The organism is Pseudarthrobacter lactosi (assembly GCF_055412785.1).
In genome coordinates, this window is record NZ_JBVAYS010000001.1 from 1 (window position 1) to 25,156 (window position 25,156).

Below are 25,156 nucleotides of genomic sequence, written 5' to 3' on the forward strand. Positions count from 1 at the left end.
GGTGGTAAAAAGAAAACAAGACTGCTTGCGTCCACTATGTGGTTCCCAAACAACAAACCCGCTACCCGCGGCACCGTTGCACAGGAACAAAACACAACAACATAACAACACCACAAATGTTGTAACCAGATTTCCCACCCCCAGCATCACAACTGGCGGGCCGGGTAGAAGGGTTACGGCGGTCATAGCGTGGGGGAAACGCCCGGTCCCATTCCGAACCCGGAAGCTAAGACCCACAGCGCCGATGGTACTGCACCCGGGAGGGTGTGGGAGAGTAGGTCACCGCCGGAACATCATTACAGGTCGAGAGCCCCCCAACCACCAGGTTGAGGGGCTCTCCCTTTTTAACCGGCATTCCGAACCACCACACCCGCAGCCCAAGGACCACAATGGCGTCCCGGGAACCCCGCAGAAACTGCGAGACCCAACGCTGGGAGTGTGAACATTCCCACGACGGCGGCCTGGAGGCGGATCCATGTCACCTGTTGATGGGCTCTCGCCTAGAATTGACTGAGATGTACGGACTTCGAAGCGCTTGATTTCGGGTTACGTAGGATAACGAAACACGGAACGAGCGGCTGCGATTGCGCCAGTGGTCGGCTCATAACAGGAGGAATCCCCATGGCTGAGCACAACGGCGGCAACCGCGGCGATAACGACCGCGGTCCTTTCCGCGGCAATAACAATTCCGGCGGCGAGCCGCGGGGATTCCGTTCCCGGGACGACCGTAACTCTGAGGCGCCGAAGCGCGCGCCTGGCTCCGGTGAACGTAAGCCTTTTGGTGATCGTCCGCGCCGCGAGGGCGACGGCGAACGTCGTAGCTTCGGTGCTGGAGAGCGCAAGCCCTACGCTGGTGGCGGTGACCGTAAGCTGTTTAGCGGTGGTGGCGAGCGGAAGCCTTATGGTGACCGTGACAACAAGTCCATCGGTGACCGGCCCCGTCGTGAGGGTGACGGCGAACGGAAACCGTTCAGCGGTGGCGGGGAGCGCAAACCGTATGGTGACCGCGACAGTAAGCCTTACGGTGACCGCCCGCGCCGCGAGGGCGACGGCGAACGTCGTAGCTTCGGTGCTGGAGAGCGCAAGCCCTACGCTGGTGGCGGTGACCGTAAGCCGTTTAGCGGTGGTGGCGAGCGGAAGCCTTATGGTGATCGTGACAACAAGTCCTTCGGTGACCGGCCCCGTCGTGAGGGTGACGGCGAGCGTCGCAGCTTCGGCGGCGGCGACCGAAAGCCGTTTACCGGCGGCGACCGAAAGCCCTTCAGCGGTGGTGGCGAGCGGAAGCCTTATGGTGATCGTGACAACAAGTCCTTCGGTGACCGGCCCCGTCGTGAGGGTGACGGCGAGCGTCGCAGCTTCGGCGGCGGTGACCGGCCCCGTCGTGAGGGTGACGGCGAGCGTCGCAGCTTCGGCGGCGGCGACCGAAAGCCCTTTGGCGACCGCCAGGACCGTGCGCCCCGCAGCTTCGACCGTGGAGATTCCGGCCCCCGCCAGTTCGGCCGCGACCGGCCAGAAGACCGCCCGGTCCGTGTACCCAATGCGCGTGATCTTCGCAGCGCCAACCGCCCGGACCGCGAGCGTTCACCGCAGATCGACGACGATGTCACGGGCAAGGAACTGGACCGCGCCACGCAGCACCAGATCAAGACCCTCGAGGACAACAGCGCCGAGTGGGTGGCCCGCCACCTGGTGATGGCCGGACGCCTGATCGACGAAGAGCCCGAGCTGGCCTTCCAGCACGCCCTCGCCGCGAGCAGGCGTGGTGGCCGCTTGGCTGCGGTCCGTGAAGCCGTCGGACTCACCGCTTACGCCGCAGGACACTACGGCGAAGCCTTGCGCGAATTCCGGACCTACCGCCGCATCAGCGGTTCGAACGTCCACCTGCCCGTGATGGCAGACTGCGAACGCGGACTGGGCCGGCCTGACCGCGCCCTCGACGTGGTGCGGTCCGAGGAAGCCAATGACCTGGACGCGCCCGGCAAAGTCGAACTGGCCATCGTTGCAGCCGGGGCGCGCACTGACCTCGGCCAGCTGGACGCTGCCGTGGCGGAACTTGAAATTGCCCAACTGGACATCAACCGGGCGTTCTCTTACAGTCCAAGGCTCTTCCGTGCGTACGGAAACGCCCTGGCCGCCGTCGGTCGCGAAGATGAAGCAGCAAAATGGCAGAGGCAGGCCGTTGTGGCTGAAAATGCCCTGGGTATTGGTGCCGATGAGGAACCGGACATCGTGGACCTTGGCTGGGACGAGGAAGAGGAAGCCCGCGAGGAAGCACAGCGCCGGCGCCTGCTCGAGCGCGCTTCCGCAGACTCCGAGACCAGTGCCTCCACGCCTGCTGCCCGTTCCGAGGTAGCCGCGGATAAGACCGTTGTTGAGGCCGCCGGCGTGGATGCAGCCATCGATGACGTGGAATCGGATTTCTTCGAGTCCGATGACGCCGAATCTGACGAGGATTCCGTGGAAGCAGACGAGCTGGAAGCCGGCGACGCCGAGCAAGATGACGAAGAGCCCGACGCCGAGCCCAGCGGCGCAGACGACAACACCAACGGCAGCGATACCCACTCTGACGGACGGGACAGCTAGCCCGCTATGACTGAAGTGCCACTGATTTCCCTGTTCGACGCCCTTTTGGCGGACCTGGACGGCGTTGTCTACGCCGGCCAGCTCGCTATCCCGGGCGCCGTGGATTCGCTGCAGCAACTGGAGGGTTTGGGCATTGGCCTGGGGTATGTCACCAACAATGCCTCCCGCACTCCGGCGCAGGTGGCAGCGCATCTTCGTGAACTGGGTGCACCGGCAGACGACGAACAGGTAGTGAGTTCCTCACAAGCCGCGGCTGAACTCCTGGCTTCACTCGTCGCCCCCGGAGCGCGGGTGCTGATCACCGGCAGCCCCGCCCTGGCACAGGAAATCGAGCTAGTGGGACTGACTCCTGTTTACAGCCAGGATGAGGGTCCGGTGGCCGTGGTCCAGGGATTCAATCCCGGGATCGGCTGGAAAGATCTGGCCGAGGCGGCGTACGTCGTGTCGGCCGGTGCGCTGTGGATTGCTACGAACACCGATATGTCCATTCCGCAGGCCCGGGGCATCGCCCCGGGCAACGGCACCCTGGTGGCGGCAGTCGCCGCCGCCACCGGTCAGACTCCGCGGGTTGCCGGCAAGCCGGAGGCCCCGCTGTTCCACACCGCAGCCAAGCGGCTCGCGGCTGACCGCCCGTTGGTGGTGGGCGACCGCCTGGACACGGACATCGTTGGCGGAAACAACGCCGGGTTTGCCACCGTGGCGGTGCTGACCGGCGTCGACACCACGGCCAGCATCCTGGCCGCGCGTACGGCCGAGCGTCCGGACTACATCATCAATTCCCTCAGCGACCTCCACCGCCCCTACCCGGCCGTGGAACACACGGACGGAATGCACCGCTGCGGTGCCGCCACCGCGCGGGTCAGCGGTGATACCGTCCAGATCAGCGGCAGCGAGAGCGACCTGGATTCGTGGCGGGCCGCCTGTGCCGCTTGGTGGACTGCGGTTCCTGACGCGGACCGGGCCACCGAGCCTAAACTCGAGTGGCGCAATCATTAGACTGGTCCGATGACTGAGCTGAACGAAGTGCACCATCCGGAACCAGCCCAGCCCGCCCCGGAATGGCCGGACACAGCTGCGCCGGCAACCACCGATCCGTCCGTTGCGGCCCTAACGGCCGCGCTGGACGGCGTCCAAGGGCTGCCCGTATCCGAGCATGAAGCCGTTTACAGCGACCTTCACGATGACCTGCTGCGCGCGCTGAACGACGAGGCCCCAAACGGCGAAGGAGAAGTTTGAGCATGGCACGTCTTGACCAGGTGCTCGTCGCCCGTGGCCTGGCCAGATCCCGGACCCACGCAGCATCGCTGATTGCCGAGGGCAAGGTGAGCTCCGCCGGCCAGATTCTGTCCAAGGCCTCCCTGCAGGTAGATGACGGCAAGGACCTCTCCGTCGAGCACACGGAAGCGGACAGCTACGTCAGCCGTGCCGGTCACAAGCTGGCGGGTGCTTTGGACGTATTCCCGGAAGTCACGGTTGCGGGCAAGCGGTGCCTGGACGCCGGGGCGTCCACCGGCGGCTTCACCGAGGTGCTCCTGCGGCGCGGTGCGGCACACGTGGTGGCGGTCGACGTCGGCCATGACCAGCTGGTCCCGCAGCTCCGCGCCGATGACCGCGTAGCCGTTCATGAGGGTCTCAACGTGCGTTACATGGCGCCGGCGGACATCGGCGGGGAGGCTGAACTCACAGTGGCCGACCTCTCCTTCATCTCGCTGACCTTGGTGGTCCTGCCCCTGGCGCTCTGCACGCAGCCGGGCGGTGACCTGGTGCTGATGGTGAAGCCGCAGTTCGAGATCGGCAAGGACCGGCTGGGCCGCACCGGCGTGGTCACCTCCGAGCGCGAACGCCGGATGGCAGTGGAAAAAGTGGCCAATGCAGCGCTCGACGCCGGACTGGACTTATGCGGCTTAGCGGCCAGCCCGCTGCCTGGCCAGGACGGAAACGTCGAATACTTCCTGTGGATAAAGCGCAGGATGGCCCAAGAACTGCCTAAGATCGAAGAGCGCCTCGCAGCCATTGACGGTTTGCTTGGCCGAATCTGGCCGAACCACTAGAAAGCGGAACCCGATGAGTAGGCGAGTACTCGTCCTTGCCCACACTGGCCGCGAGGAATCACTGAAGGCCGCCTGGGAAGCCTGCGCCCAACTCCATGACTCCGGCATTGTTCCGGTCATGCAGGAATCTGAACTGCGTGACATGGAAAGATTCTTCGGGCAGCTCACCCAGCCGGTGGAGATCCTGCACGACCACGTCCAGTTGCCGGACGTTGAACTGGTGATGGTCCTGGGCGGTGACGGCACCATCCTGCGCGCCGCAGAGCTGGTGCGCGAGGTGGACGTTCCCCTGCTGGGCGTCAACCTTGGCCATGTCGGTTTCCTGGCCGAGAGCGAACGGGCGGACCTGGCCCAGACAGTGGAGTGGATTGCCCGCCGCGACTACACGGTGGAAGAACGCATGACCATCGACGTCCAGGTCTGGGTCCGCGGCCAGAAGATCTGGCACACCTGGGCCCTGAACGAGGCCGCCATCGAAAAAGCCAACCGCGAACGCATGATCGAGGTGGTGACCGAAGTGGACGAGCGCCCACTGACGTCTTTCGGCTGCGATGGTGTAGTGGTGGCCACCCCCACAGGATCCACCGCGTACGCGTTTTCCGCCGGCGGTCCCGTGGTCTGGCCGGAAGTCGAGGCCCTGGTGATTGTTCCCATCAGCGCCCACGCGCTCTTCGCCAAACCGCTGGTGGTGTCTCCTCGGTCGCGCCTGGCCGTGGAAGTCCTCACCCGCACCGGTGCCCAGGGTGTGCTCTGGTGCGATGGCCGGCGCTCCGTGGACCTGCCGCCCGGCGCCCGGGTTGAAGTGACCAAGTCCGCCACACCGGTCCGGCTGGCCAGGACGCACCAGACGCCCTTTTCAGCGCGGCTGGTCCGCAAGTTCGAACTCCCCATTCACGGCTGGCGCGGGCCTGTGCCGCAGTCGGAGACCATCCACACCGGACCCATCCCGATCGTCCGGACGCCTGGGCCCAGGCCGCCGCTCCAGCTTGCCTCCGGCGACCAGCCGGAGGATGAAACCGATCCCGCGACCGCAAAGTGAACCATGCTTGAAGAACTGAGAATCCGCGATCTGGGCGTCATCACCGACGCCACATTGCCGCTGGGCCCCGGGCTGAGCGTCGTTACGGGCGAAACCGGTGCCGGCAAAACGATGGTGGTCACCGCCGTCGGCCTCCTGCTGGGGGCAAGGTCCGACGCCGGGGCCGTCCGGAACGGTGCGAAGAGCGCCACGGCGGAGGCCGTGCTCAAGCTCGATGCCGGGCATCCGGCGATTGCCCGGGCAGTTGAGGCCGGTGCCGACGTGGAGGAGTTCGACGGCGGCACTGAGCTCATCCTTGCGCGTCGCCTCGGTGCCGACGGGCGCAGCAGGGCCTTCCTCGGCGGGCGGGCAGCCCCTGTGGGCGTGCTTGCGGAGATCGGTGAAACCCTCGTGGTGGTCCACGGCCAGTCGGACCAGATCAGGCTGAAGGGCGCGGCTGCCCAGCGCGGCGCCCTGGACAAATTTGCCGGCGATGCGCTGGCGGGCCCGTTGGCCTCCTACCAGGCGCTCTACAGCCATTGGAAGGCCAGCCAGGCGGAGCTGGAAGCCCTGCGCAGCGCCGCACGTGACAGGCTCCGCGAGGCAGAGTCGCTCGAAGTCGCGCTGGCCGAAATCAGCACCGTGGATCCGCAGCCGGGGGAGGACGAGTCCCTCAAAGCCGAGGCCGTGAAACTGGCCAACGTCGAAGAGCTCAGGATTGCCGCGAACACGGCGCACCAGGCGCTCATCGCGGAGGACTACGGGGACTCCGGCGACGCCACCACCCTCGTGGACGTTGCGAAAAGAACTTTGGAGCACGTGGCCGAGCACGACGCCGAGCTGGGGTCCGCCGCCGCCCGGTTGGCCGAAGTGGGCTTTCTGCTCAACGACATCGCTACGGAGCTGGCCAGCTACCAGGCCGGCCTGGACTCGGAGGGCCCCGAACGCCTGGCCGAGATCGAGGACCGGCGGGCCGCCCTGGCCACACTGGTCCGCAAATACGCCCCGAGCATCGACGAAGTCCTGGTGTGGACGGAAAACGCCCGGGTCCGGTTCGACGAGCTGCAGGACGACTCCACCAGGATCGAAGCCCTGGACGCCGACGTGGTCCGGACCGAAGCGGAACTTCAGAAGCAGGCCGCCGCCGTCAGCAAAATCCGGGCCAAGGCCGCCAAGGACCTGTCCGGCCGGGTGAGCGCGGAGCTGAAGGCACTCGCCATGGCGGACGCCACCCTGGTGATTACCCGTGAGGCGGCCGCTCAGTTGACACCGCATGGAGCGGACGAGATCACGTTCCTGCTCCAGCCCCACTCCGGTGCCCCGGCCCGTCCGCTGGGCAAGGGCGCCTCCGGCGGCGAACTGTCCCGTGTGATGCTGGCCATCGAGGTGGTGCTGGCCGCGGTGGATCCGGTGCCCACGTTTGTGTTTGACGAGGTGGACGCTGGAGTCGGTGGGCGGGCCGCCGTCGAAATTGGCCGCCGGCTGGCCATGCTTGCTCAGCACGTACAGGTCCTGGTGGTCACGCACCTGCCGCAGGTGGCAGCCTTCGCGGACCAGCACATCACCGTCACCAAGACATCCGTCAGAGGGGCCGACGGCGGCACCGCCACCGGGTTCACGTCCAGTGACGTTCGCCTCCTCGACGGCCCGGAGCGCGTGCGGGAGCTCGCGCGGATGCTGGCCGGCCAGGAGGATTCAGAATCGGCCCAGGCACACGCCCAGGAGCTCCTGGACGACGCAAAACTGCTGCCGCAGCGGGCCTGACCGCCTGCACCCCTTGCTCGCAGGGCGCCTCGCCCTGCACACTGGATCATTTGGGGAGACAGTTCCTGATCCGGGAAAGGCTCAATTGATGATAGGCTCGAATTCCGTGGTGCAGCGATCAAATTCCCGTGTAAATTCCCGGTTCCCGGGCTCGTCCAAGACGACCAAACACATCTTCGTAACCGGTGGTGTGGCGTCCTCGCTCGGTAAGGGACTGACGGCTTCGAGCCTCGGTCACCTCCTGCGGGCACGCGGCCTGTCTGTAACTATGCAGAAGCTCGATCCCTATCTGAACGTGGATCCGGGCACGATGAACCCCTTCCAGCACGGCGAGGTCTTCGTCACTGACGACGGCGCCGAGACGGACCTGGACATCGGACACTACGAGCGGTTCCTCGACGAAAACCTCGAGGGCTCAGCCAACGTGACCACCGGCCAGGTCTACTCCACGGTGATCGCGAAGGAACGCCGCGGCGAATACCTCGGCGACACCGTCCAGGTCATCCCGCACATTACTGATGAGATCAAGCGGCGGATGCGACTTCCGGCCGAAGGCAAAAACGCGCCGGACGTCATTATCACCGAAATCGGCGGCACCGTGGGCGACATCGAGTCGCAGCCCTTCCTCGAGTCGGCCCGGCAGGTCCGCCAGGACATCGGCCGCGGCAATGTGTTCTTCGTCCACGTCTCCCTGGTTCCCTACATCGGACCCTCGCAGGAACTGAAGACCAAACCGACGCAGCACTCCGTGGCCGCCCTGCGCTCCATCGGCATCCAGCCCGAAGCAATCGTGATTCGCTCGGACCGCGAAGTCCCCGAGCCCATGCGCGCCAAGATCGGCCGCATGTGCGACGTCGATGTCGAAGCCGTCATCGGGTGCCCGGATGCACCCAGCATCTACGACATCCCCAAGACCCTGCACACGCAGGGACTGGATTCCTACATTGTCCGGGCCCTGGACCTGCCGTTCAAGGACGTTGACTGGACCAGCTGGGACAAGCTGCTCGAAGCAGTCCACAACCCCAAGCACCACGTGGAAATCGCACTGGTGGGCAAGTACATCGACCTGCCGGACGCCTACCTGTCCGTGACCGAGGCCCTGCGTGCCGGCGGCTTCGCCAACGACACCAAGGTCAAGATCCGCTGGGTACCGTCGGATGAGTGCGAAACCCATGAAGGAGCCGTGGCATCCCTGGACGGCGTGGACGCCATCTGCGTACCCGGCGGCTTCGGCATCCGCGGACTCGAAGGCAAGCTGGGCGCCCTGAAGTACGCCCGCGAAACCAAGCTGCCGGTCCTGGGCCTGTGCCTGGGCCTGCAGTGCATGGTGATCGAATATGCACGCAACGTGGTGGGCCTGGAAGGCGCTTCCTCCAGCGAGTTCGAACCGGATTCCAAATACCCGGTGATTGCCACCATGGAAGAGCAGCTGGACATCGTGGACGGCAAGGGCGATCTTGGCGGCACCATGCGACTGGGCCTGTACGAAGCCAAGCTCGACGACGGCTCGGTCATCGCAGAGACCTACGGCAAGACCACGGTCAGCGAACGGCACCGGCACCGCTACGAGGTCAACAACAAGTACCGCGACCAGATCGCTGCCGAGGGCCTCGTGTTCTCCGGAACGTCGCCGGACGGCAAGCTCGTGGAATTCGTTGAGCTGCCCCGGGAGGTCCACCCGTTCTACGTGGCAACCCAGGCGCATCCCGAACTGAGCTCACGGCCCACTCGGCCGCACCCGCTCTTCGCCGGGCTTATCAAGGCCGCCCTGGACCATCAGCACGCACAGGACGCGCCGGCCGCCAAGCCGTTGCGTACGGTTGCCGCGAAATAAAACCGAATAAGTAGAGGACGGCGCGATGCCCGGCACACCTGAAACCCCCCAAGCTGCACGGCAGGTTTCGGACGCACCGAGCCCGCGCCGTCTTCTGTCTACGGAGAAGGTCTATGAAGGCCGGATCTGGGATGTGGTTAGCGACAGCTTCCAGCTGAGCGAGACAGGGGAGTCCCTGACCCGCGACTACATCGACCATCCTGGCGCCGTGGCGGTCCTGCCCATGAACGATGCCGGCGAGGTTCTGCTGATCAGGCAGTACCGGCACCCTGTGGGCATGGACCTTTGGGAGATCCCGGCCGGCCTGCTGGATGTGGAAGGCGAGGATTTTGTGGTGGGTGCTGCCCGCGAACTTGCCGAGGAGGCGGACCTTGCGGCCCGCGAATGGAATGTCCTGGTGGACTTCTTCAATTCGCCGGGTTCCTCCAGCGAGGCCATTCGCATTTATCTTGCGCGCGGCCTCACCGAGGTACCTCACCACGAACGCCATGAGCGGACTGATGAGGAAGCCGAGATTGAGTTCCACTGGATAGCTTTGGACGACGCCGTGGCCTCGGTCCTGGAAGGCAGGCTGCACAACCCGTCCGCCGTCGTCGGAATCCTGGCAGCCGCTGCGGCGAAGGCTGACGGCTTTGGCGGGCTGCGTCCCGCGGATGCCCCCTGGCCCGCGCACCCCAGCCAGCGTTGATGACGGCGACTACTGAGGCCGAAGCCCCGACGCCGCCGGTCCGGCCGCTGACTGCCATCGACCTCGCCATCACCGAGTATCTGCAACATATGGGCGTGGAACGCGGCTTGGCCGCCAACACACTCTCGGCCTACCGCCGTGACCTGGCGCGGTACTCCCGCTATGTGACATCGGAGGGCTGCGACGCCCCGGACCAGATCACCCGCCACCACGTGACGGGGTTTCTGATGGCCCTCAACGACGGATCCGACGGTGGCACGGCCCTGGGTGTCAGGTCTGCTGCCAGGACCGTGGTGGCCGTCCGGGGACTGCACAAGTTCTGGGCTCTGGAGGGGATCACCACGGCGGACCCCGCCAGCGACGTCCACCCGCCGATGCCGGGCAAGCGGCTGCCCAAGGCCATCAGCGTGGACGAAGTCACCCGGATCCTTGAAGCCGCGGGTACGGACACTGCCACAGGGCTCAGGGACCGTGCCCTGCTTGAATTCCTCTATTCCACTGGTGCACGGATCAGCGAGGCCGTGGGCCTGGACGTTGACGACATTGCCCTGCAGGAAGCCGAAGCCGGGCCCGCCGTGGTCCGCCTGTTCGGGAAAGGATCCAAGGAACGGCTGGTGCCGCTGGGTTCCTATGGGGCGCGGGCTGTGGACGCATACCTGGTCCGCGGACGTCCGCTGTTGGCGGCGAAGGGCAAGGGGACTCCCGCCCTGTTCCTGAACGCCCGCGGGGGAAGAATCAGCAGGCAAAGCGCCTGGACCATCCTGAAGGCAGCCGCGGACAAGGCCAACATCACGAAGGATGTTTCGCCGCACACACTCCGCCATTCCTTCGCAACGCACCTGCTCGAAGGCGGCGCGGATGTCCGCGTGGTGCAGGAACTGCTGGGGCACGCCTCGGTCACCACAACTCAGGTCTACACGCTGGTCACCGCCGACACCCTCAGGGAAATTTACGCAGCAGCCCACCCGCGCGCGCTGGGGTGACGTCCGCGGCCAGGCTACCGGCTATAGGGTTGAGGGCATGACGTTCACTCCTGTCACACTGTGCTTTCTCACCCGTGAGTCCGCCGGGGTGCCACAGGTCCTGCTCGGCCTGAAGAAAACCGGCTTCGGCCGCGGCAAAGTGGTGGGGCTTGGCGGCCACGTTGAACCGGGGGAGACGGATGAAGAGGCTGCCTGCCGCGAAGTCCACGAGGAAGCCGGCCTGGTGGTCCGGCAGGAGGATCTGCGCGACGCCGGCGTGGTGACCTTCGATTTCCCGGCCCGCCCGGAATGGAACATGAGCACCCGGCTCTTTGTCGCAGCGCGTTGGATCGGGCAGCCGGCAGAAAGTGCCGAGATCCGGCCGGAATGGTTCGACGTCGGCGCCTTGCCGGTGGACCAGATGTGGCAGGACGCGGCGCACTGGCTGCCGCTGGTCCTGGGCGGCTCCAGGCTGCGCCTCACCATAGTCCTGAACCCGGACAACGAAACCGTCCGCGAAGTGCTGGACTACTCGACCCGCTGAGGCAGACACGCAAACGGCGGGCCGGTCACCTTCAAAGGTGACCGGGCCGCCGTCGTGCGGTTGGGCCCACGCCGGCGAGGGACCCGAACCGAGCTTGCGAGGTTTGGGAGCCGGTGGGGAGGATTAGGGTACGTGCCGTTCTTCCGGTCCGTTGTATTCGCTCAGCGGACGGATCAGCGAGTTGCTGGCTGCCTGTTCCATGATGTGGGCGGTCCACCCGGTGATGCGGCTGGCCACGAACAGCGGAGTGAACGTGGGGGTGTCGAAGCCCATCAGGTGGTAGGTGGGGCCGGCCGGGTAGTCGAGGTTCGGCTTGATGGCCTTGGCCTCGTCCATGGCCTGCTCAAGGCCGTTGTAGAGACCCAGCAGTTCGGGGCGGCCGTAGTGGGCAATCATCTTGTCCAGCGCCGCCTTCATGGTGGGGACGCGAGAGTCACCGTGCTTGTAGACACGGTGGCCGAAGCCCATGACCTTTTTCTTCTGGGCCAGAGCGTCCTCCATCCAGGCCTTGGCCCGGGCGGCGGCTTCGTCCAGTGATTCCTCAGGCCGGATGCCGATCTCGTCGAAGGTGTGCATCACGGCTTCGTTGGCGCCGCCATGCAGCGGGCCCTTGAGTGCGCCGATCGCGCCTGTCACTGCCGAGTGAAGGTCGGACAGGCTGGAGGTGATGACCCGGGCGGTAAACGTGGAGGCGTTGAAGGAGTGCTCGGCGTACAGGATCATCGAGACGTTGAAAGCCTCCACGACTTCCGGGACCTGCTCTTCGCCGAAAGCCATCCACAGGAAGTTTTCCGAGTAGCCCAGGTCATCCCGGGGCTCAACCACTTCCTGGCCGCGCCGGCGCCGCTGGTCGTAGGCGACCACCGCGGGCATGGCTGCGAAGAGATCCACGGCCTTGGCCATGTTGGCCTCGGGCGACGAGTCTTCAGCCAGTGGGTGCCGGGCGCCCATGACGGACGCTGCGGTCCGGCAGACATCCATCGGGTGGGCGGTGGTGGGAATTGTGTCGACGATCTGCTTCACCACAGGATCAAGGGCGCGGCCGGCGCGCTCGCGGGAAGAGAACGCGGACAGCTCTTCAGGGGTGGGCAGTTCGCCGTTCCACAACAGGAAGGCAACTTCCTCGAAGCTGCATTTGGCGGCAAGCTCCTGGACCGGATAGCCGCGGTACAGCAGCGAATTGGTATCCGAGTTGACCTTCGAAACCGCGGTGTAGTCCACCACGACGCCGGCCAGGCCCTTCTTAATATCTTCAGCAGCCATGCTGAACTCCTTCGTTCGTTGGGCAAGCCCGGATGTGCCGGAATGCTTGCAGTCTCCTTGGTGGCTCCCGGGCCCTAGCGGACGCCGGGAATGTGGAAGTTGAAAACGCCGGTATCGAAGTGGTTGTAGGCCTCGTAGTCCACAAGGTCATAAAGCCGCGCACGGGTGAGCATGTTCTCCACCTGTGCTTCCTGCGACCCTGTGGCCTTGATCGATTCCAGCGTACGCTCTGCAGCTCCCATGGCAATGCGCAGCAGCGTGACCGGGTAGATGACCATGTTGACGCCGACGCTTTGGAGCTGGTCCACGGTGAACAGGTCGCTCTTGCCGAACTCGGTCATGTTGGCCAGGATGGGCACGTCCACGGCGTCGCGGATGGCCTGGAACTCGGAGAGGTCCTTCATGGCTTCCGGGAAGATGGCATCGGCACCGGCCTCAACCAGGGCTCGTGCCCGGTCCTTCGCAGCTTCGATTCCTTCCACGGCGCGGATGTCGGTCCGGGCCATGATGAGGAAGTTCGGGTCCCGCCGTGCATCCGCCGCGGCGCGGATGCGTTTGGTGGCTGTGTCCTGGTCCACCACGTTTTTGCCGTCCAGGTGTCCGCACCGTTTGGGGTTGAACTGGTCTTCGATGTGGCAGCCGGCCAGGCCGGCGTTCTCCAGTTCCTGGATGCTGCGGGCCACGTTCATGGGTTCGCCGAAGCCCGTGTCCGCGTCCACCAGTGTGGGCAGGTCAGTCATGCGGGCGATCTGCCCGGCCCGGGTGGCGACTTCGGTGAGGGTGGTCAGCCCGATGTCCGGCAGGCCAAGGTCATTGGCCAGCACGGCACCGGAGACGTAAACACCGGCGAAGCCCTTTTCCTCGATCAGCCGGGCCGAGAGCGGGTTGAACGCGCCGGGGAACTGCTGGATGGTGCCGGACGCGAGCATGTCGCGCAACGCGATCCGCTTCTGTTCCGGGGTGGTCTTGGAATACAGCATCTGATTCTCCTGTGCGGGGTGGGTAGGCAGAGCTTAGAAGAGGCCGGCCGGTGCGTTGCTGAGGTTGATGACGCCCGGGGCGGCGGTGATGTTCAGCTGGTCCAGTTCGCCCGGGCCCAGGTCCGGGAGGCTTTCGGCGGCTGCGAGGAAACGCTCGATTTCCGCCTCGGCGACCAGTCCGGCTGCCAGGGTGCGGAACTTGTTGATGTACTGCTGGCGGGCGAAGGGCCGGGCGCCGAGCGGGTGGGCGTCGGCTACGGCAATCTGGTCGGTGATGACAGTGCCGTCGTTCAGGGTGATCTCCACGGAACCGCCGAAGGCCTTCTCGGCGATGTCCAGCGAGTGGTAGCGGCGGGTCCATTCGGCGTCTTCCACGGTACTGACCTTGTTCCACAGCTCCACGGTGTCGGCGCGGCCGGCACGCTCGGGGCTGTAGGAGTCCACGTGGTGCCAGGAGCCGTCCTGGAGTGCCACGGTGAAGATGTACGGGATGGAGTGGTCCAGGGTTTCACGGCTGGCCGTGGGGCTGTACTTCTGCGGATCGTTGGCGCCGGAACCGATCACATAGTGCGTGTGGTGGCTCGTCTTGATCAGCACCGACTTCACGTTGGCGGGGTCGGTGGCCTCCGGGTGCTCCTTGTGCAGTTTGCGGGCCAGGTCGATCCAGGCCTGGGCCTGGTACTCGGCGGAGTGTTCCTTGGTGTAGGTGTCCATGATGGCGCGCTTGGCTTCGCCGGCCTCGGGCAGCGGGACCTCGTAGGAGGCGTCCGGGCCGTCCAGCATCCAGGCGATCACGCCGTCTTCGCCTTCGTAAATCGGTACGGGGGAGGTCTGTCCGCGCATGGAGCGGTCCACGGCCTCAACGGCCATCTTGCCCGCGAACGCCGGGGCGTGGGCCTTCCAGGTGGAGATTTCGCCCTTGCGGGACTGGCGGGTGGCGGTGGTGGTGTGCAGTGCCTGGCCGACGGACTGGAAGATCGTCTCGACGTCGAGGCCCAGGAGCGTGCCGATGCCGGCGGCGGCGGACGGGCCGAGGTGGGCGACGTGGTCGATCTTGTGCTTGTGCAGGCAGATGGCCTTGACCAGGTTGACCTGGATCTCATAGCCGGTGGCGATGCCGCGGATCAGGTCCTTGCCGCTCGCGCCGACGTGCTGGCCGACGGCGAGAATCGGCGGGATGTTGTCGCCCGGGTGGGAGTAGTCAGCCGCCAGGAACGTGTCATGGTAGTCGAGCTCGCGGACGGCGACGCCGTTCGCCCATGCTGCCCACTCGGGGGAGACCCGGTCAGTGATGCCGAAGACGCCGGAGCCCTTGCCGTTGGTGGTCGGTGCGTGGGTCAGTGCCTGGGCCCGGGCAGCCACGATCGGGCCGCGGTTCAGGGAAGCGATGGCCACGGAGGCGTTGTCGATGACGCGGTTGATGACCATCTCGGTGACCTCAGGCGTGACCTCGACGGCGTCGGCGGCGACGACCGCGATCTTGTGGGCCAGCTGGTCTTCACGGGCGAGGTTCTCTTCGCTCTTGTAGACGCGGACGTGGTTGAGCTTAACCATGGTGCTCCTTCTTAGTGCTGTGGGTGGGTAGCTTTTACGTGGGAAAGGCTGCGGTGCAGGTGCAGGGTGGTGGCTGCTTCGGCGAGCCTGGCATTGCCTGCGGCGATGGCCTCGGCAATGGCCGCGTGCTCGACGGCGGCCGCGTGCAGTCGCGGTGCGTCATCGGCGGCGAGACGGCGGACCCGGACCAGATGGACCCGCAGGCTGCGCATCGCCTGGGCGAGGTAGGAGTTTGAGATGGCAGCGTCGATCGCCTCATCCAGCCGGCCCACCAGGGCGTAGTACTCGTGCCGGGCAGGATCGGTGTCGCTGATCAGCTCCTGCGCCCGCAGGAGATCGTGGTGCAGCTTCGCAAACACAGCGCGCTCGCCGCGAACGGCCGCGAGGGCAGCAGCCTTGCCCTCCAGGGTTTCACGAAGCTCAAACATCTCATCGATGTCCTCCAGTGAGATGTCGGTGACGACGACGCCGCGGCCGCCTGCCGCCGTCGTCAGCCCTTCTGCGCTGAGCCGGCTCAGTGCCTCCCGGACCGGAGTGCGTGAGACGCCCAGGCGTTCCGATTGCTCCACTTCGGCGAGGACCGTTCCGGGCGTCAGGCGCCATTCGATAATGTCTTCCCGAAGCGTTGCATAGGCTTTGTCGCTGGCCCGCATGGGTCCTCCCGTCAGTCTGCTCATAGGCACCAGTGTATACACGTAATGCCGAATAAGCCCAGAAAAATCAGATAACCAGCGGCATAGGCGCATGTATGTATACATGAGCCTTGTCTGGGACGGGTGGGCCGCATATCATGGTGGCAACACAGCGACGTGAACGGGAGCCCACGATGGTCAGCGGAAATTACCGGGAAGCATATTCGCGCAGCATCGAGCAGAAGGATGCCTTCTGGCTCGAGGCCGCGGGAGGCGTGACCTGGTCCAGGCCTCCGGAAACCGCGCTTGATGGATCGGCCGCCCCGCTGTTCCGCTGGTTTCCCGATGGCATGCTCAACACGAGCTACAACGCCCTGGACCGCCATATTGAGGCCGGCCGCGGGGACCAGGCTGCCCTGATCTACGACTCCGCGATGCTGGGGATCAAACGCACGTACAGCTACGCCGAACTGACGGACCTCGTGGCGCGGTTCGCGGGTGTGCTGCGCTCGCAGGGAGTCGGCAAAGGGGACAGGGTGGTTATCTACATGCCCATGATTCCCGAGGCGGCCATCGCAATGCTGGCTACGGCCCGGCTCGGGGCCGTACATTCGGTGGTCTTCGGCGGGTTCGCACCCAAGGAGCTCGCCGCCCGCATCAAGGATGCCGGTCCAACCGCGATTGTGACGGCGTCCGGCGGGATTGAGCCCTCACGCCGGGTGGAGTATCTTCCGGCGGTCGCCGAAGCACTCGAACTCGCCGGCGCCGGGCAGACGCCCGTCATCGTCAAGGACCGGGAAGGCTTTAGGCATTCGGGCTCCGAGTATCCGGACTGGCTGGACTGGGACCGGTGCATTGACGCTGCCGCCCCGGCGGCACCCGTGGACGTCGCAGCAACCGACCCCCTTTACATCCTGTACACCTCCGGCACCACCGGCACACCGAAGGGCGTTGTGCGCGACAACGGCGGCCATGCCGTCGCGCTCAGCTGGACCATGGCAAACATCTACGACGTCGGTCCGGGTGACGTGATGTGGACCGCGTCCGACGTCGGCTGGGTGGTTGGGCACTCCTACATTGTTTATGGCCCGCTGCTGGCCGGTGCCACCACGGTCCTTTACGAGGGAAAGCCCGTGGGGACCCCTGATGCGGGAGCATTCTGGCGCGTCGTACAGGACCACAAAGTCAGCGTCTTATTTACCGCTCCCACCGCCCTGCGCGCGATCCGCAAGGCAGACCCCCAGGCTGCGGAACTGGCCAACTACGACATCTCCACCCTGCGAACGCTGTTTGCCGCCGGTGAGCGGCTGGACACGGACACCTACCGCTGGGCAGGTGAGGTCCTGGGTGTTCCGGTGGTGGACCACTGGTGGCAGACCGAAACCGGCTGGGCCATCTGCGCCAACCCGCGCGGGCTGGATGACCTTCCCTTCAAGCCCGGATCACCCACCGTGCCCATGCCCGGCTTCGAACTGAAGATTGTGGACGGCTCCGGGGCTGCGGTGCAGCCGGGAGAGGAGGGCAACATTGTCCTGCAGCTTCCCTTGCCTCCCGGTACCCTGACTACCCTGTGGCAGAACGACGACCGTTATGTGTCCTCGTACCTGGCGGCCTTTGAAGGCAGCTACGCAACAGGCGACAGCGGCTACCGGGACGCCGAGGGCTACGTCTTTGTGATGGGCCGGACCGACGACATCATCAACGTGGCGGGCCACCGGCTGTCCACCGGTGCGATTGAGCAGGTCATCGCCAGCCACCCGGCCGTCGCCGAATGTGCCGTGATTGGCGTGGCGGATCCCCTCAAGGGTCAGCGCGCCAACGGCTACGTGGTGCTCAAGGCAGGCGTGACCGCCAACGAAGACGAGGTGGTCCGCGAGCTGATCGCCCTTGTCAGGAAGGACATCGGGCCGGTGGCTGACTTCAAGCACGCCACAGTGGTCGAAGCACTCCCCAAGACCAGGTCAGGGAAGATTCTGCGCAAGACCATGCGCCAGATTGCCGACGGCGACGATTACGTGGTGCCCTCTACGATTGAGGATCCAGAGGTGATCGGGCACTTGCTGGGTGTCCTCCGGCCGGAAGGCGCCGTTTGATACCCGCGGCAGTAGCCCCGGACGCAAAGAAGGCTTGACTGACGAAGGAGTTCCAATGCCACAGGCTTTGACCGCACGCTGCCTTTGAGCGTCACCGGTTCAGGCGGCATGGAAGCGGCTTTTGTAAACATTGTGGACGACGGCGATGTGGCAGTGATCGCCGTCAACGGGCCCTTCGGTGAGCGTATGTGTGAGGTGGCCCGCCGCTGCGGCGCGACCGTGGTTCGTGTTGACCACGAATGGGGTACGCCCATCGACGTCGAACGCGTTCTGACGGCTCACCCGCGGCCGAAGGTGATTGCGGCAGTCCACGCCGAAACGTCAACGGGCGTCCTGTCCGACGTCGCATCGCTCGGGCAGAACAGGGGTGATGCGCTGTTGATTGTCGACGCCGTGACATCCATCGGCGGGCTGGAACTCCGCGCAGACGACTGGAGAATCGACGTCGGCTATGCCGGCACCCAGAAAAATCTCCTGGAGCATTTCAGCATCGAGATCGGCTCAGGGGCGGGCAAGTACGCTTCCAGCATCTGGCGGATCGGACTGATGGGCCCCAACGCAAACGCGGCATCAGTGACCCTGGTGCTGGGGGCTCTGAAGGAAGCCATCTCCTCTGCCTAGCCGCGGGCTCTCCGGAAAACACGTCTGTAGTTTCAGGGCCGCTTCCAGCCGTATTCATTTTCCGGCCGGCCGGGCGTACCGTAGCGGGGCGCCCGGGAGGCGGTGCCGGCGTCGGCCAGGTATTCGAGGTAGCGGCGGGCCGTCACACGGGACATTCCAAGCGCCGCCATGACTTCCGTGGCCGAAACGGATCCAGAGTGCTGTTTCAGGTAGTCCCGGACCGATTCCAGTGTGGAAACGGAAAGGCCTTTCGGCAGTGGCATTTCCGATGGCGCGCGCAGGCTAGCGAAGGCCTGGTCAACCTCGCTCTGGGACGCGCCGGTCCTCCCGGCCCCGGACCCGGGGGAGGCCAGCTGCTGCCGGAACAATCGGTAGCTGGAGAGCTTGTCTTCGAACGTGGCAAAAGTGAAGGGCTTGATCAGGTACTGGACCACACCGATGGCCACGGCGCTCCGAACAATCGCCACTTCCCGGACGGCTGTGATGGCAATAATGTCCGCCAGGATTCCTGCCGCCCGCATCCGCCGGGCGATGTCCAGGCCGTGCAGGTCCGGCAGGTTCATGTCGAGCAGGACCAGCTCCACCGGCTGGCCGGCGGCCGTCAGATCCGTCAGGAGCCTGAGCGCGGACTGGCCGTCAGGGGCCGTCCCGGCCAAAGTGAATCCGGACATCCTGCCCACATAGGCCGCGTGCGCGGCCGATGCCACCGGTTCGTCCTCCACGACGAGGACGCGGATATCGGTCACTGGAACTGCTCCTCTTTGTCGGTTCCGCCGGCCATGGCCGGCAGAAAGACATGGAAGCGTGCGCCGTCCTTGCCTGTGATGGTCATGGTACCGTCCAGACGCTGCACGGCCTGGCGAACGAGGGCCAAGCCAATTCCCCGCCCGAAAGGACTGGACCCCTTGGTGCTGTAGCCGTGCTTGAAGATGCGGTCCACGTCGGCCGGGTCTACGCCGGGGCCCGAATCCTGGACCATGATGTCCAGGCCCTCGGCGTCAGACTCCACGGTCAGCTCCACCTTCTTTGGTGACTCGCCGTCTGCGGCGGCGTCGATGGCATTATCCAAGAGGTTACCCAGGATGGTGACCAGGTCCTGGACGGCAAGGCCCGCAACGGATGCGGACCCTTGGACGGAGACCGCCAGCTTCACGCCGCGCTCATTCGCTTCGGCGGCCTTGCCCATGATCAGGGCGCTGAGGACCGGCTCGTCCACCGAACGGACCATTTTGTCGGTGAGCTGTTGGCTCAGTTCGAGGTCCTTGGTGGCGAACTCCAGGGCCTCCCGGGTCCGCCCCAGTTCCAGCAGGGAAACCATGGTGTGGAGCCGGTTGGCATGCTCGTGTGTCTGGGCGCGGAGGGCGTCGGACAGCGTCCGCATCGTTTCCAGTTCACTGCCCAGTGACTCTATTTCCGTGCGGTCGCGGATGGTGGCCACGGTGCCGTACACCGCCGGTGGCCTGTGGCCCGGGGAGTCCGTGCCTACGGCCGGGCCCTGGTTGACCACTACGATCCGGGGGCCGGTCAGATGGATTTCATCGTGTGACGTGCGGCCGGATTCAAAGAGTTCCTTCAGGCTGGGCGCCAGCGGAAGGTCCGCCAACAGTGGGGGATTGGACGGGTCAGTGCCCGAATTGCGTGGTGCCAGGCCCAGCAGCTCGGCCGCCTGGTCGTTGTACATCACCACCCGGCCTTTGGTGTCGATCAGGATCAGCCCCTCGCGCACGGAATGCAGGACCGATTCGTAGTAGGCGAACAACTGCGCCAGCTGCTCCGGACCCCACCCCCTGGTCACGCGGCGCAGGTACCGGCCCAACAGCCAGGAAGCCAAGGATCCGCCCACCAGCAGGGCCAGGCCGAGGGCCAGCAGGGCGGGCAGCCGGCCGGAGAGCGCCACGTCCACTGTTCGGACCGTAACGCCGGCAGCAACCAGCGCCTTGACGTTGCCCGCGGCATCCTTGACCGGGACCACCGTCCGCACCGACGGCCCCAGCGTTCCTGCCGTGACCTCGGTGAACACATCGCCACGCAGCGCCGCCTCGATGGAGCCGATATACGGCCTGCCCAGCTCCTCGTTCCGGGGATGTGTCCAGCGCGTCCTGTCCGGCGCCATGATGGTGAGGAAGTCCACCCCGGAGCCGGCCATGACGTCCAGCGCGTAGGGCTGGAGCAGCGCTGACGGATCCGTCCGGTCCGCGGCCTGGAGGACCAGGGGATTGGCGGCGACGGCGGCAGCGACACCGGTCATCCGCCGGCCGGCTTCCTCGTAGCTCCGGTCCCTCGCGTCGACGAAAGTAGCGGTGCCCGCAACGGCAATGAAGGCCAGCACAATCAGCAGATTCGCCACGAACAGCCGGCGGGCGATACTCCAGCGGTGGATCATCAAGCACCTTCCATGACCAATATGAACGCAACCGTGAGCTAAGTCACGGTGTGGCCAATGATGGATATCACACCGGACCGACGCGAAGAGCCCAGAGAATGCGCCGCAGCGTCTACCAGATTATCCATATATCAAGGAGACACATCATGGCTTCTCAACGAGGAGAGTCGCTCGGCACCGTGGAGACGCGGCGCAAGGGCCTGGACAAATCGCACTACCTTTACATAGCCGTTATTGTCGCCGTCATCCTGGGCGCCGTCGTCGGCCTGTTGTTCCCCGAGGTCGGCAAGTCAATGAAGCCCCTCGGCGACGGCTTTATCAAGCTCATCAAAATGATGATTGCACCGATCATCTTCTGCACCATCGTCCTGGGAATCGGCTCCATCGCCAAAGCCGCAACGGTCGGCAAGGTCGGCGGCCTGGCCCTTGGCTACTTCGTCGCCATGTCCACCTTTGCCTTGGGTATCGGCCTTGTGGTCGGCAACCTCATCCACCCGGGGGAAGGCCTGAACCTCACGCCGTACGACCCTAACAAGAAGGCGGAAGTAGACAGTACCGTTGCCTTCCTCCTGGGCATCATTCCGGGCGACATTCCGGTTCTGCCCACGCTCTTCGCCGCTATCCTCGTAGGCTTCGCCCTCCAAAAGATGGGCCCACAGGGCGCTCCTGTCCTCAAGGCCATCGGCCACGGCCAAGTGCTGGTATTCCGCATCCTGATCATGATCATGTGGCTTGCCCCCGTCGGAGCTTTCGGTGCCATCGCTGCCGTCGTCGGAGCCACCGGCTTCCAGGCGATCGTAAGCATGTTCACCCTGATGGCCGCTTTCTACATCACCTGCGCACTGTTCATCGTCATCATCCTGGGTGGCCTGCTCAAGGTGGTTACCGGCGTCAACATCTTCAAGCTCATGAAGTACTTGGGCCGCGAGTACCTCCTGATCTTCTCCACCTCCTCCTCCGAGGCAGCCCTTCCCCGCCTCATCGCCAAGCTGGAACACCTGGGGATCTCCAAGCCCGTCGTGGGCGTCACCGTCCCCACCGGCTACTCCTTCAACCTGGACGGCACGGCCATCTACCTGACCATGGCGTCCCTGTTCGTGGCCAACGCCATGGGCACGCCGCTGGATCTCGGAGCGCAGATTTCCCTGCTGATCTTCATGATTATTGCCTCCAAGGGTGCCGCCGGAGTCACCGGCGCCGGCCTGGCCACTCTGGCTGCCGGTCTCCAGGCGCACGCGCCCCAGCTGCTGGGCGGCGTGGGCATGATCGTTGGCATCGACCGCTTTATGTCCGAAGCCCGGGCGCTGACCAACTTCACGGGCAACGCGGTTGCCACCGTGCTGATTGGGACCTGGGTCAAGGAAATCGACACCAAGCAGGTGGGTGAAGTCCTCTCGGGCCGGGCCCCCTTCGACGAGCAGACCATGATCGCAGGACACGGCGAGCCCGTGGCCGATTCCGCGAAGGCGCCGGCGCTGGCCAACGCCTAGGCAGCCCCGCCGCTGATTCCTGGACATGCAGCGAACCGCCCGCATAGCCCCGGCTGTGCGGGCGGTTCCTGCGTGCAGACGCCTAACCTTCGACTTCTACTAGAAGGTCAAGGCTCAGAATCCGCCCAAAGTCAAGTTCCCTCAAATACCGTGTCGGGGCCTGTAGCCTAGGGTGAAAGCAGGATCGGCGCTGGAGCTCCAGCGGCAGGAAAATCACCGTCATCGAAAGTGTGGATAGATACGTGAGCAGCGAACAGGGTTCGGCAACTCTGGAAGGCACGGAACTCGATCTGGAAGACGCCGTGATGGGTCCCACCGGGCGGCCCCACCGCGAATTTCCTGAACCAGCCCCGCTGTCGTCCCACGGTCCCGCGCGCGTGATCGCCATGGTCAACCAAAAGGGCGGCGTCGGTAAGACCACGTCCACCATCAACCTGGCAGCGGCCCTTGCCGAATACGGCCGCAGGGTACTGCTGGTGGACTTCGATCCGCAGGGTGCTCTGTCCGCTGGCCTCGGCATCAACCCGCACGAACTGGACCTGACGGTCTACAACGTCCTGATGGACCGCAAGGTGGACATCCGCGACGCCATCCACCAGACCGGCGTCGAAAACGTGGACCTGCTGCCGGCCAACATCGACCTCTCCGCCGCAGAAGTGCAGCTGGTCAACGAAGTAGCCCGTGAGCAGGTCCTGGACAGGGCGCTGAAAAAGGTGGAAGACGATTACGACGTCGTCCTGATTGACTGCCAGCCCTCACTGGGTCTGCTGACAGTCAACGCCCTGACTGCCGCCCACGGCGTGATCATCCCGCTGATCTGCGAGTTTTTCGCACTACGTGCAGTAGCCCTGCTGGTGGAAACCATCGACAAAGTCCAAGACCGGCTGAACCCCGGCCTGCAGGTTGATGGTGTCCTGGCCACGATGTACGACGCCCGTACACTCCACAGCCGCGAAGTCATCACCCGCCTGGTGGAAGCCTTCGGTGACAAAGTCTTCGAGACCGTCATCAAACGCTCCATCAAGTTCGCGGACGCCACCGTCGCGGCCGAGCCGATCACCAGCTACGCAGGCAGCCACATCGGCGCCGATGCCTACCGCCGCCTGGCCAAAGAGCTGATTTCGCGCGGCGGCGCACCCTAACCACGCCATGGCCGAGTCCAAACCCGGCTTTGAGGTGCGGCTGGCCAACTTCACCGGCCCATTCGATCTCTTGCTGGGCCTGATCGCGAAGCACCAGCTGGATATTACCGAGGTGGCTATTGCCACCGTCACTGATGAGTTCATCAAATACATCAGGAAGCTCCAGAAGCTCGGCGAGGAATGGGCGCTGGATGAAGCCAGTGAATTCCTGGTCATCGCCGCCACCCTCCTGGACCTCAAAGCGGCTCGGCTCCTGCCAGCCGGTGAAGTCGAGGACGATGAGGACATCGCCCTGCTGGAAGCACGGGACCTCCTTTTTGCGAGGCTTCTCCAATACAAGGCGTTCAAACAGGTGGCGGCCCTGATGGCCGGAACCCTGGAACAGGAAGCCAGCCGGTTTCCACGTCAGGTTGCCCTGGAGGAGCATTTTGCCGCCATGCTTCCGGAGCTCGTGTGGAAGCACTCGCCGGAGCAGTTCGCCCGCCTGGCAGAGTCAGCCCTGCAGCCCAGGACGCCAAGGCCCACGGAGGTGGGCCTTGCCCATCTGCACGGCAGTACCGTCAGTGTGAAGGAACAGGCCGAGATCCTGGGGCTCCGGCTCCAGTTGGGGAAGCCCCTGACTTTCCGCGCGCTGATCGCCGACGCCGATTCCACCCTCGTGGTGGTGGCCAGGTTCCTGGCCTTGCTGGAGATGTTCCGGGACAGGGCAGTGTCCTTTGACCAGGTGTCGCCGCTGGGCGATCTCACCGTGCACTGGACAGTGGATGGCCGGGACTGGTCAACAGAAAACCTAAGCGAAGAATACGAGGAACTGTCGTGAGCCAAGAACTTCCGGAGCCTGGGGCGGAGCCGGGCACGGACGTCCGGGATTTGCCCGGCGGTGCGAAGGCTGCACTGGAGGCTGTCCTGATGGTCCTGGACCAACCGGCCAGTGCTACTGAGCTGGCCACCGGGCTTAACCTGACAGTCGCCGTCGTCGAGGAGTTGCTGGCGGAACTGCAGCGGGAGTATAGCGGCTATACTGTTAAAGCCCCGGACGTGGACCGTGCCAGCGATGCTGGTTTCAGTGCCACCCCCCGGGGTTTCGAATTGCGGAACATCGCCGGTGGCTGGCGGATCTACTCCCGCGCAGACTTCGCCGAAATTGTCGGACGGTTTGTGCTTGAGGGTCAGACGGCCAGGCTCACGCAGGCGGCTCTGGAAACACTGGCTGTCATCGCATACCGACAGCCCGTCTCCAGGGCCAGGGTGTCTGCAATTCGGGGAGTCAATGTCGATTCTGTCGTACGGACATTGACGCAGCGCGGGCTGATCGAAGATTCGGGACATGATCCTGAGTCGGGTGCCATCCTCTACCGGACCACGTCGTATTTCCTGGAACGTATGGGAATCGGTTCCGTAGCGGAACTGCCCCAGCTTTCACCCCATCTTCCGGGGCTTGAGGGGATCGCGGAGTTCTACGACGCCGACAGAATGTAGGCGGGAAATCCCGCGTGCGCACACGAATATTCATAAGGGCAGATAATTTCTGCATGGCTGGCTAGGGTTGTTCTT

At 64.9% G+C, this 25,156-nt stretch carries 21 protein-coding genes, 1 rRNA gene and 1 pseudogene; 17 read left to right on the forward strand and 6 right to left on the reverse strand.

All coding sequences use genetic code 11. The annotated features are described in order from the left end of the window. The first annotated feature begins 174 nt into the window (after positions 1-174). From rrf to ACZY0Q_RS00055, 11 genes are all read left to right on the forward strand, one after another. Positions 175-291, forward strand: a 5S ribosomal RNA gene (rrf, locus tag ACZY0Q_RS00005). Positions 292-621: 330 nt separating this feature from the next. Then, positions 622-2,583 (forward strand): hypothetical protein, encoded by a 1,962-nt coding sequence (locus tag ACZY0Q_RS00010; protein WP_463913191.1) that lies wholly within the window; start codon positions 622-624, stop codon positions 2,581-2,583. A gap of 6 nt (positions 2,584-2,589) precedes the next feature. Next, a complete protein-coding gene (locus tag ACZY0Q_RS00015; protein ID WP_463913194.1) occupies positions 2,590-3,579 on the forward strand; it encodes an HAD-IIA family hydrolase in 990 nt (329 codons plus the stop codon). A gap of 9 nt (positions 3,580-3,588) precedes the next feature. Further along, a complete protein-coding gene (locus ACZY0Q_RS00020) occupies positions 3,589-3,819 on the forward strand; it encodes a hypothetical protein (protein ID WP_463913196.1) in 231 nt (76 codons plus the stop codon). A 2-nt stretch (positions 3,820-3,821) separates the two neighbouring features. Beyond that, positions 3,822-4,634: a TlyA family RNA methyltransferase gene (locus tag ACZY0Q_RS00025; protein ID WP_463913198.1), complete on the forward strand. Its 813-nt coding sequence runs from the start codon at positions 3,822-3,824 to the stop codon at positions 4,632-4,634. A 13-nt stretch (positions 4,635-4,647) separates the two neighbouring features. Beyond that, entirely contained in the window at positions 4,648-5,673 is a 1,026-nt protein-coding gene (locus tag ACZY0Q_RS00030; protein ID WP_463913200.1) for an NAD kinase, read from the forward strand. Between the two features lie 3 nt (positions 5,674-5,676). After that, entirely contained in the window at positions 5,677-7,416 is a 1,740-nt protein-coding gene (recN, locus tag ACZY0Q_RS00035) for a DNA repair protein RecN (RefSeq protein ID WP_463913202.1), read from the forward strand. An 88-nt stretch (positions 7,417-7,504) separates the two neighbouring features. Continuing rightward, a complete protein-coding gene (locus ACZY0Q_RS00040) occupies positions 7,505-9,250 on the forward strand; it encodes a CTP synthase (protein WP_463913204.1) in 1,746 nt (581 codons plus the stop codon). A 25-nt stretch (positions 9,251-9,275) separates the two neighbouring features. Beyond that, on the forward strand, positions 9,276-9,938 hold the full coding sequence (locus tag ACZY0Q_RS00045) for an NUDIX domain-containing protein (protein WP_463913207.1): 663 nt from the start codon (positions 9,276-9,278) through the stop codon (positions 9,936-9,938). After that, the gene (gene xerD, locus ACZY0Q_RS00050; protein WP_463913210.1) at positions 9,938-10,921 is read left to right on the forward strand and encodes a site-specific tyrosine recombinase XerD; all 984 of its coding nucleotides are present in this window, start codon (positions 9,938-9,940) and stop codon (positions 10,919-10,921) included. Before ACZY0Q_RS00045 ends, xerD begins: the two co-directional genes overlap by 1 nt. A 37-nt stretch (positions 10,922-10,958) precedes the next feature. Next, the gene (locus ACZY0Q_RS00055) at positions 10,959-11,444 is read left to right on the forward strand and encodes an 8-oxo-dGTP diphosphatase (RefSeq protein WP_463913211.1); all 486 of its coding nucleotides are present in this window, start codon (positions 10,959-10,961) and stop codon (positions 11,442-11,444) included. Between the two features lie 123 nt (positions 11,445-11,567). Here ACZY0Q_RS00055 and ACZY0Q_RS00060 read toward each other — a convergent pair whose 3' ends face one another. The 4 genes from ACZY0Q_RS00060 to ACZY0Q_RS00075 form a co-directional block, all read right to left on the reverse strand. Next, positions 11,568-12,707, reverse strand: coding sequence for a bifunctional 2-methylcitrate synthase/citrate synthase (locus tag ACZY0Q_RS00060; protein WP_463913213.1), 1,140 nt, complete (start codon positions 12,705-12,707; stop codon positions 11,568-11,570). Between the two features lie 74 nt (positions 12,708-12,781). Then, positions 12,782-13,687, reverse strand: a complete 906-nt coding sequence (prpB, locus tag ACZY0Q_RS00065) for a methylisocitrate lyase (RefSeq protein WP_463913216.1) — start codon at positions 13,685-13,687, stop codon at positions 12,782-12,784. A 33-nt stretch (positions 13,688-13,720) separates the two neighbouring features. Continuing rightward, positions 13,721-15,241, reverse strand: coding sequence for an MmgE/PrpD family protein (locus ACZY0Q_RS00070; RefSeq protein WP_463913218.1), 1,521 nt, complete (start codon positions 15,239-15,241; stop codon positions 13,721-13,723). An 11-nt stretch (positions 15,242-15,252) separates the two neighbouring features. Continuing rightward, positions 15,253-15,894, reverse strand: coding sequence for a GntR family transcriptional regulator (locus ACZY0Q_RS00075; protein ID WP_463916190.1), 642 nt, complete (start codon positions 15,892-15,894; stop codon positions 15,253-15,255). 173 nt (positions 15,895-16,067) lie between these two features. On the opposite strand from ACZY0Q_RS00075, the gene ACZY0Q_RS00080 reads away from it, so the two are divergent. Next, positions 16,068-17,966, forward strand: a complete 1,899-nt coding sequence (locus tag ACZY0Q_RS00080; RefSeq protein ID WP_463913220.1) for an AMP-binding protein — start codon at positions 16,068-16,070, stop codon at positions 17,964-17,966. Between the two features lie 72 nt (positions 17,967-18,038). After that, positions 18,039-18,587, forward strand: a pseudogene (locus ACZY0Q_RS00085) (aminotransferase class V-fold PLP-dependent enzyme); the annotation flags it as partial. 32 nt (positions 18,588-18,619) lie between these two features. On the opposite strand, the gene ACZY0Q_RS00090 reads toward ACZY0Q_RS00085, so the two are convergent. Both ACZY0Q_RS00090 and ACZY0Q_RS00095 read right to left on the reverse strand, forming a co-directional pair. Next, on the reverse strand, positions 18,620-19,333 hold the full coding sequence (locus ACZY0Q_RS00090; RefSeq protein ID WP_463913222.1) for a response regulator: 714 nt from the start codon (positions 19,331-19,333) through the stop codon (positions 18,620-18,622). Continuing rightward, entirely contained in the window at positions 19,330-20,970 is a 1,641-nt protein-coding gene (locus ACZY0Q_RS00095; protein ID WP_463913225.1) for a sensor histidine kinase, read from the reverse strand. The genes ACZY0Q_RS00090 and ACZY0Q_RS00095 overlap by 4 nt, the downstream gene beginning before the upstream one ends. Positions 20,971-21,116: 146 nt before the next feature. Here ACZY0Q_RS00095 and ACZY0Q_RS00100 point away from each other — a divergent pair, with 146 nt between their 5' ends. The 4 genes from ACZY0Q_RS00100 to scpB all read left to right on the forward strand — a co-directional run bounded on the left by ACZY0Q_RS00100 (position 21,117) and on the right by scpB (position 25,081). Then, a complete protein-coding gene (locus tag ACZY0Q_RS00100) occupies positions 21,117-22,460 on the forward strand; it encodes a cation:dicarboxylate symporter family transporter (RefSeq protein WP_463913227.1) in 1,344 nt (447 codons plus the stop codon). Between the two features lie 242 nt (positions 22,461-22,702). Next, positions 22,703-23,602: a ParA family protein gene (locus ACZY0Q_RS00105; RefSeq protein ID WP_056342349.1), complete on the forward strand. Its 900-nt coding sequence runs from the start codon at positions 22,703-22,705 to the stop codon at positions 23,600-23,602. Between the two features lie 7 nt (positions 23,603-23,609). Further along, positions 23,610-24,422, forward strand: coding sequence for a segregation and condensation protein A (locus tag ACZY0Q_RS00110; protein WP_463913230.1), 813 nt, complete (start codon positions 23,610-23,612; stop codon positions 24,420-24,422). Beyond that, complete coding sequence (gene scpB / locus ACZY0Q_RS00115; RefSeq protein WP_463913233.1) at positions 24,419-25,081, forward strand: SMC-Scp complex subunit ScpB; 663 nt, start codon at positions 24,419-24,421, stop codon at positions 25,079-25,081. The genes ACZY0Q_RS00110 and scpB overlap by 4 nt, the downstream gene beginning before the upstream one ends. Positions 25,082-25,156 lie beyond the last annotated feature (75 nt).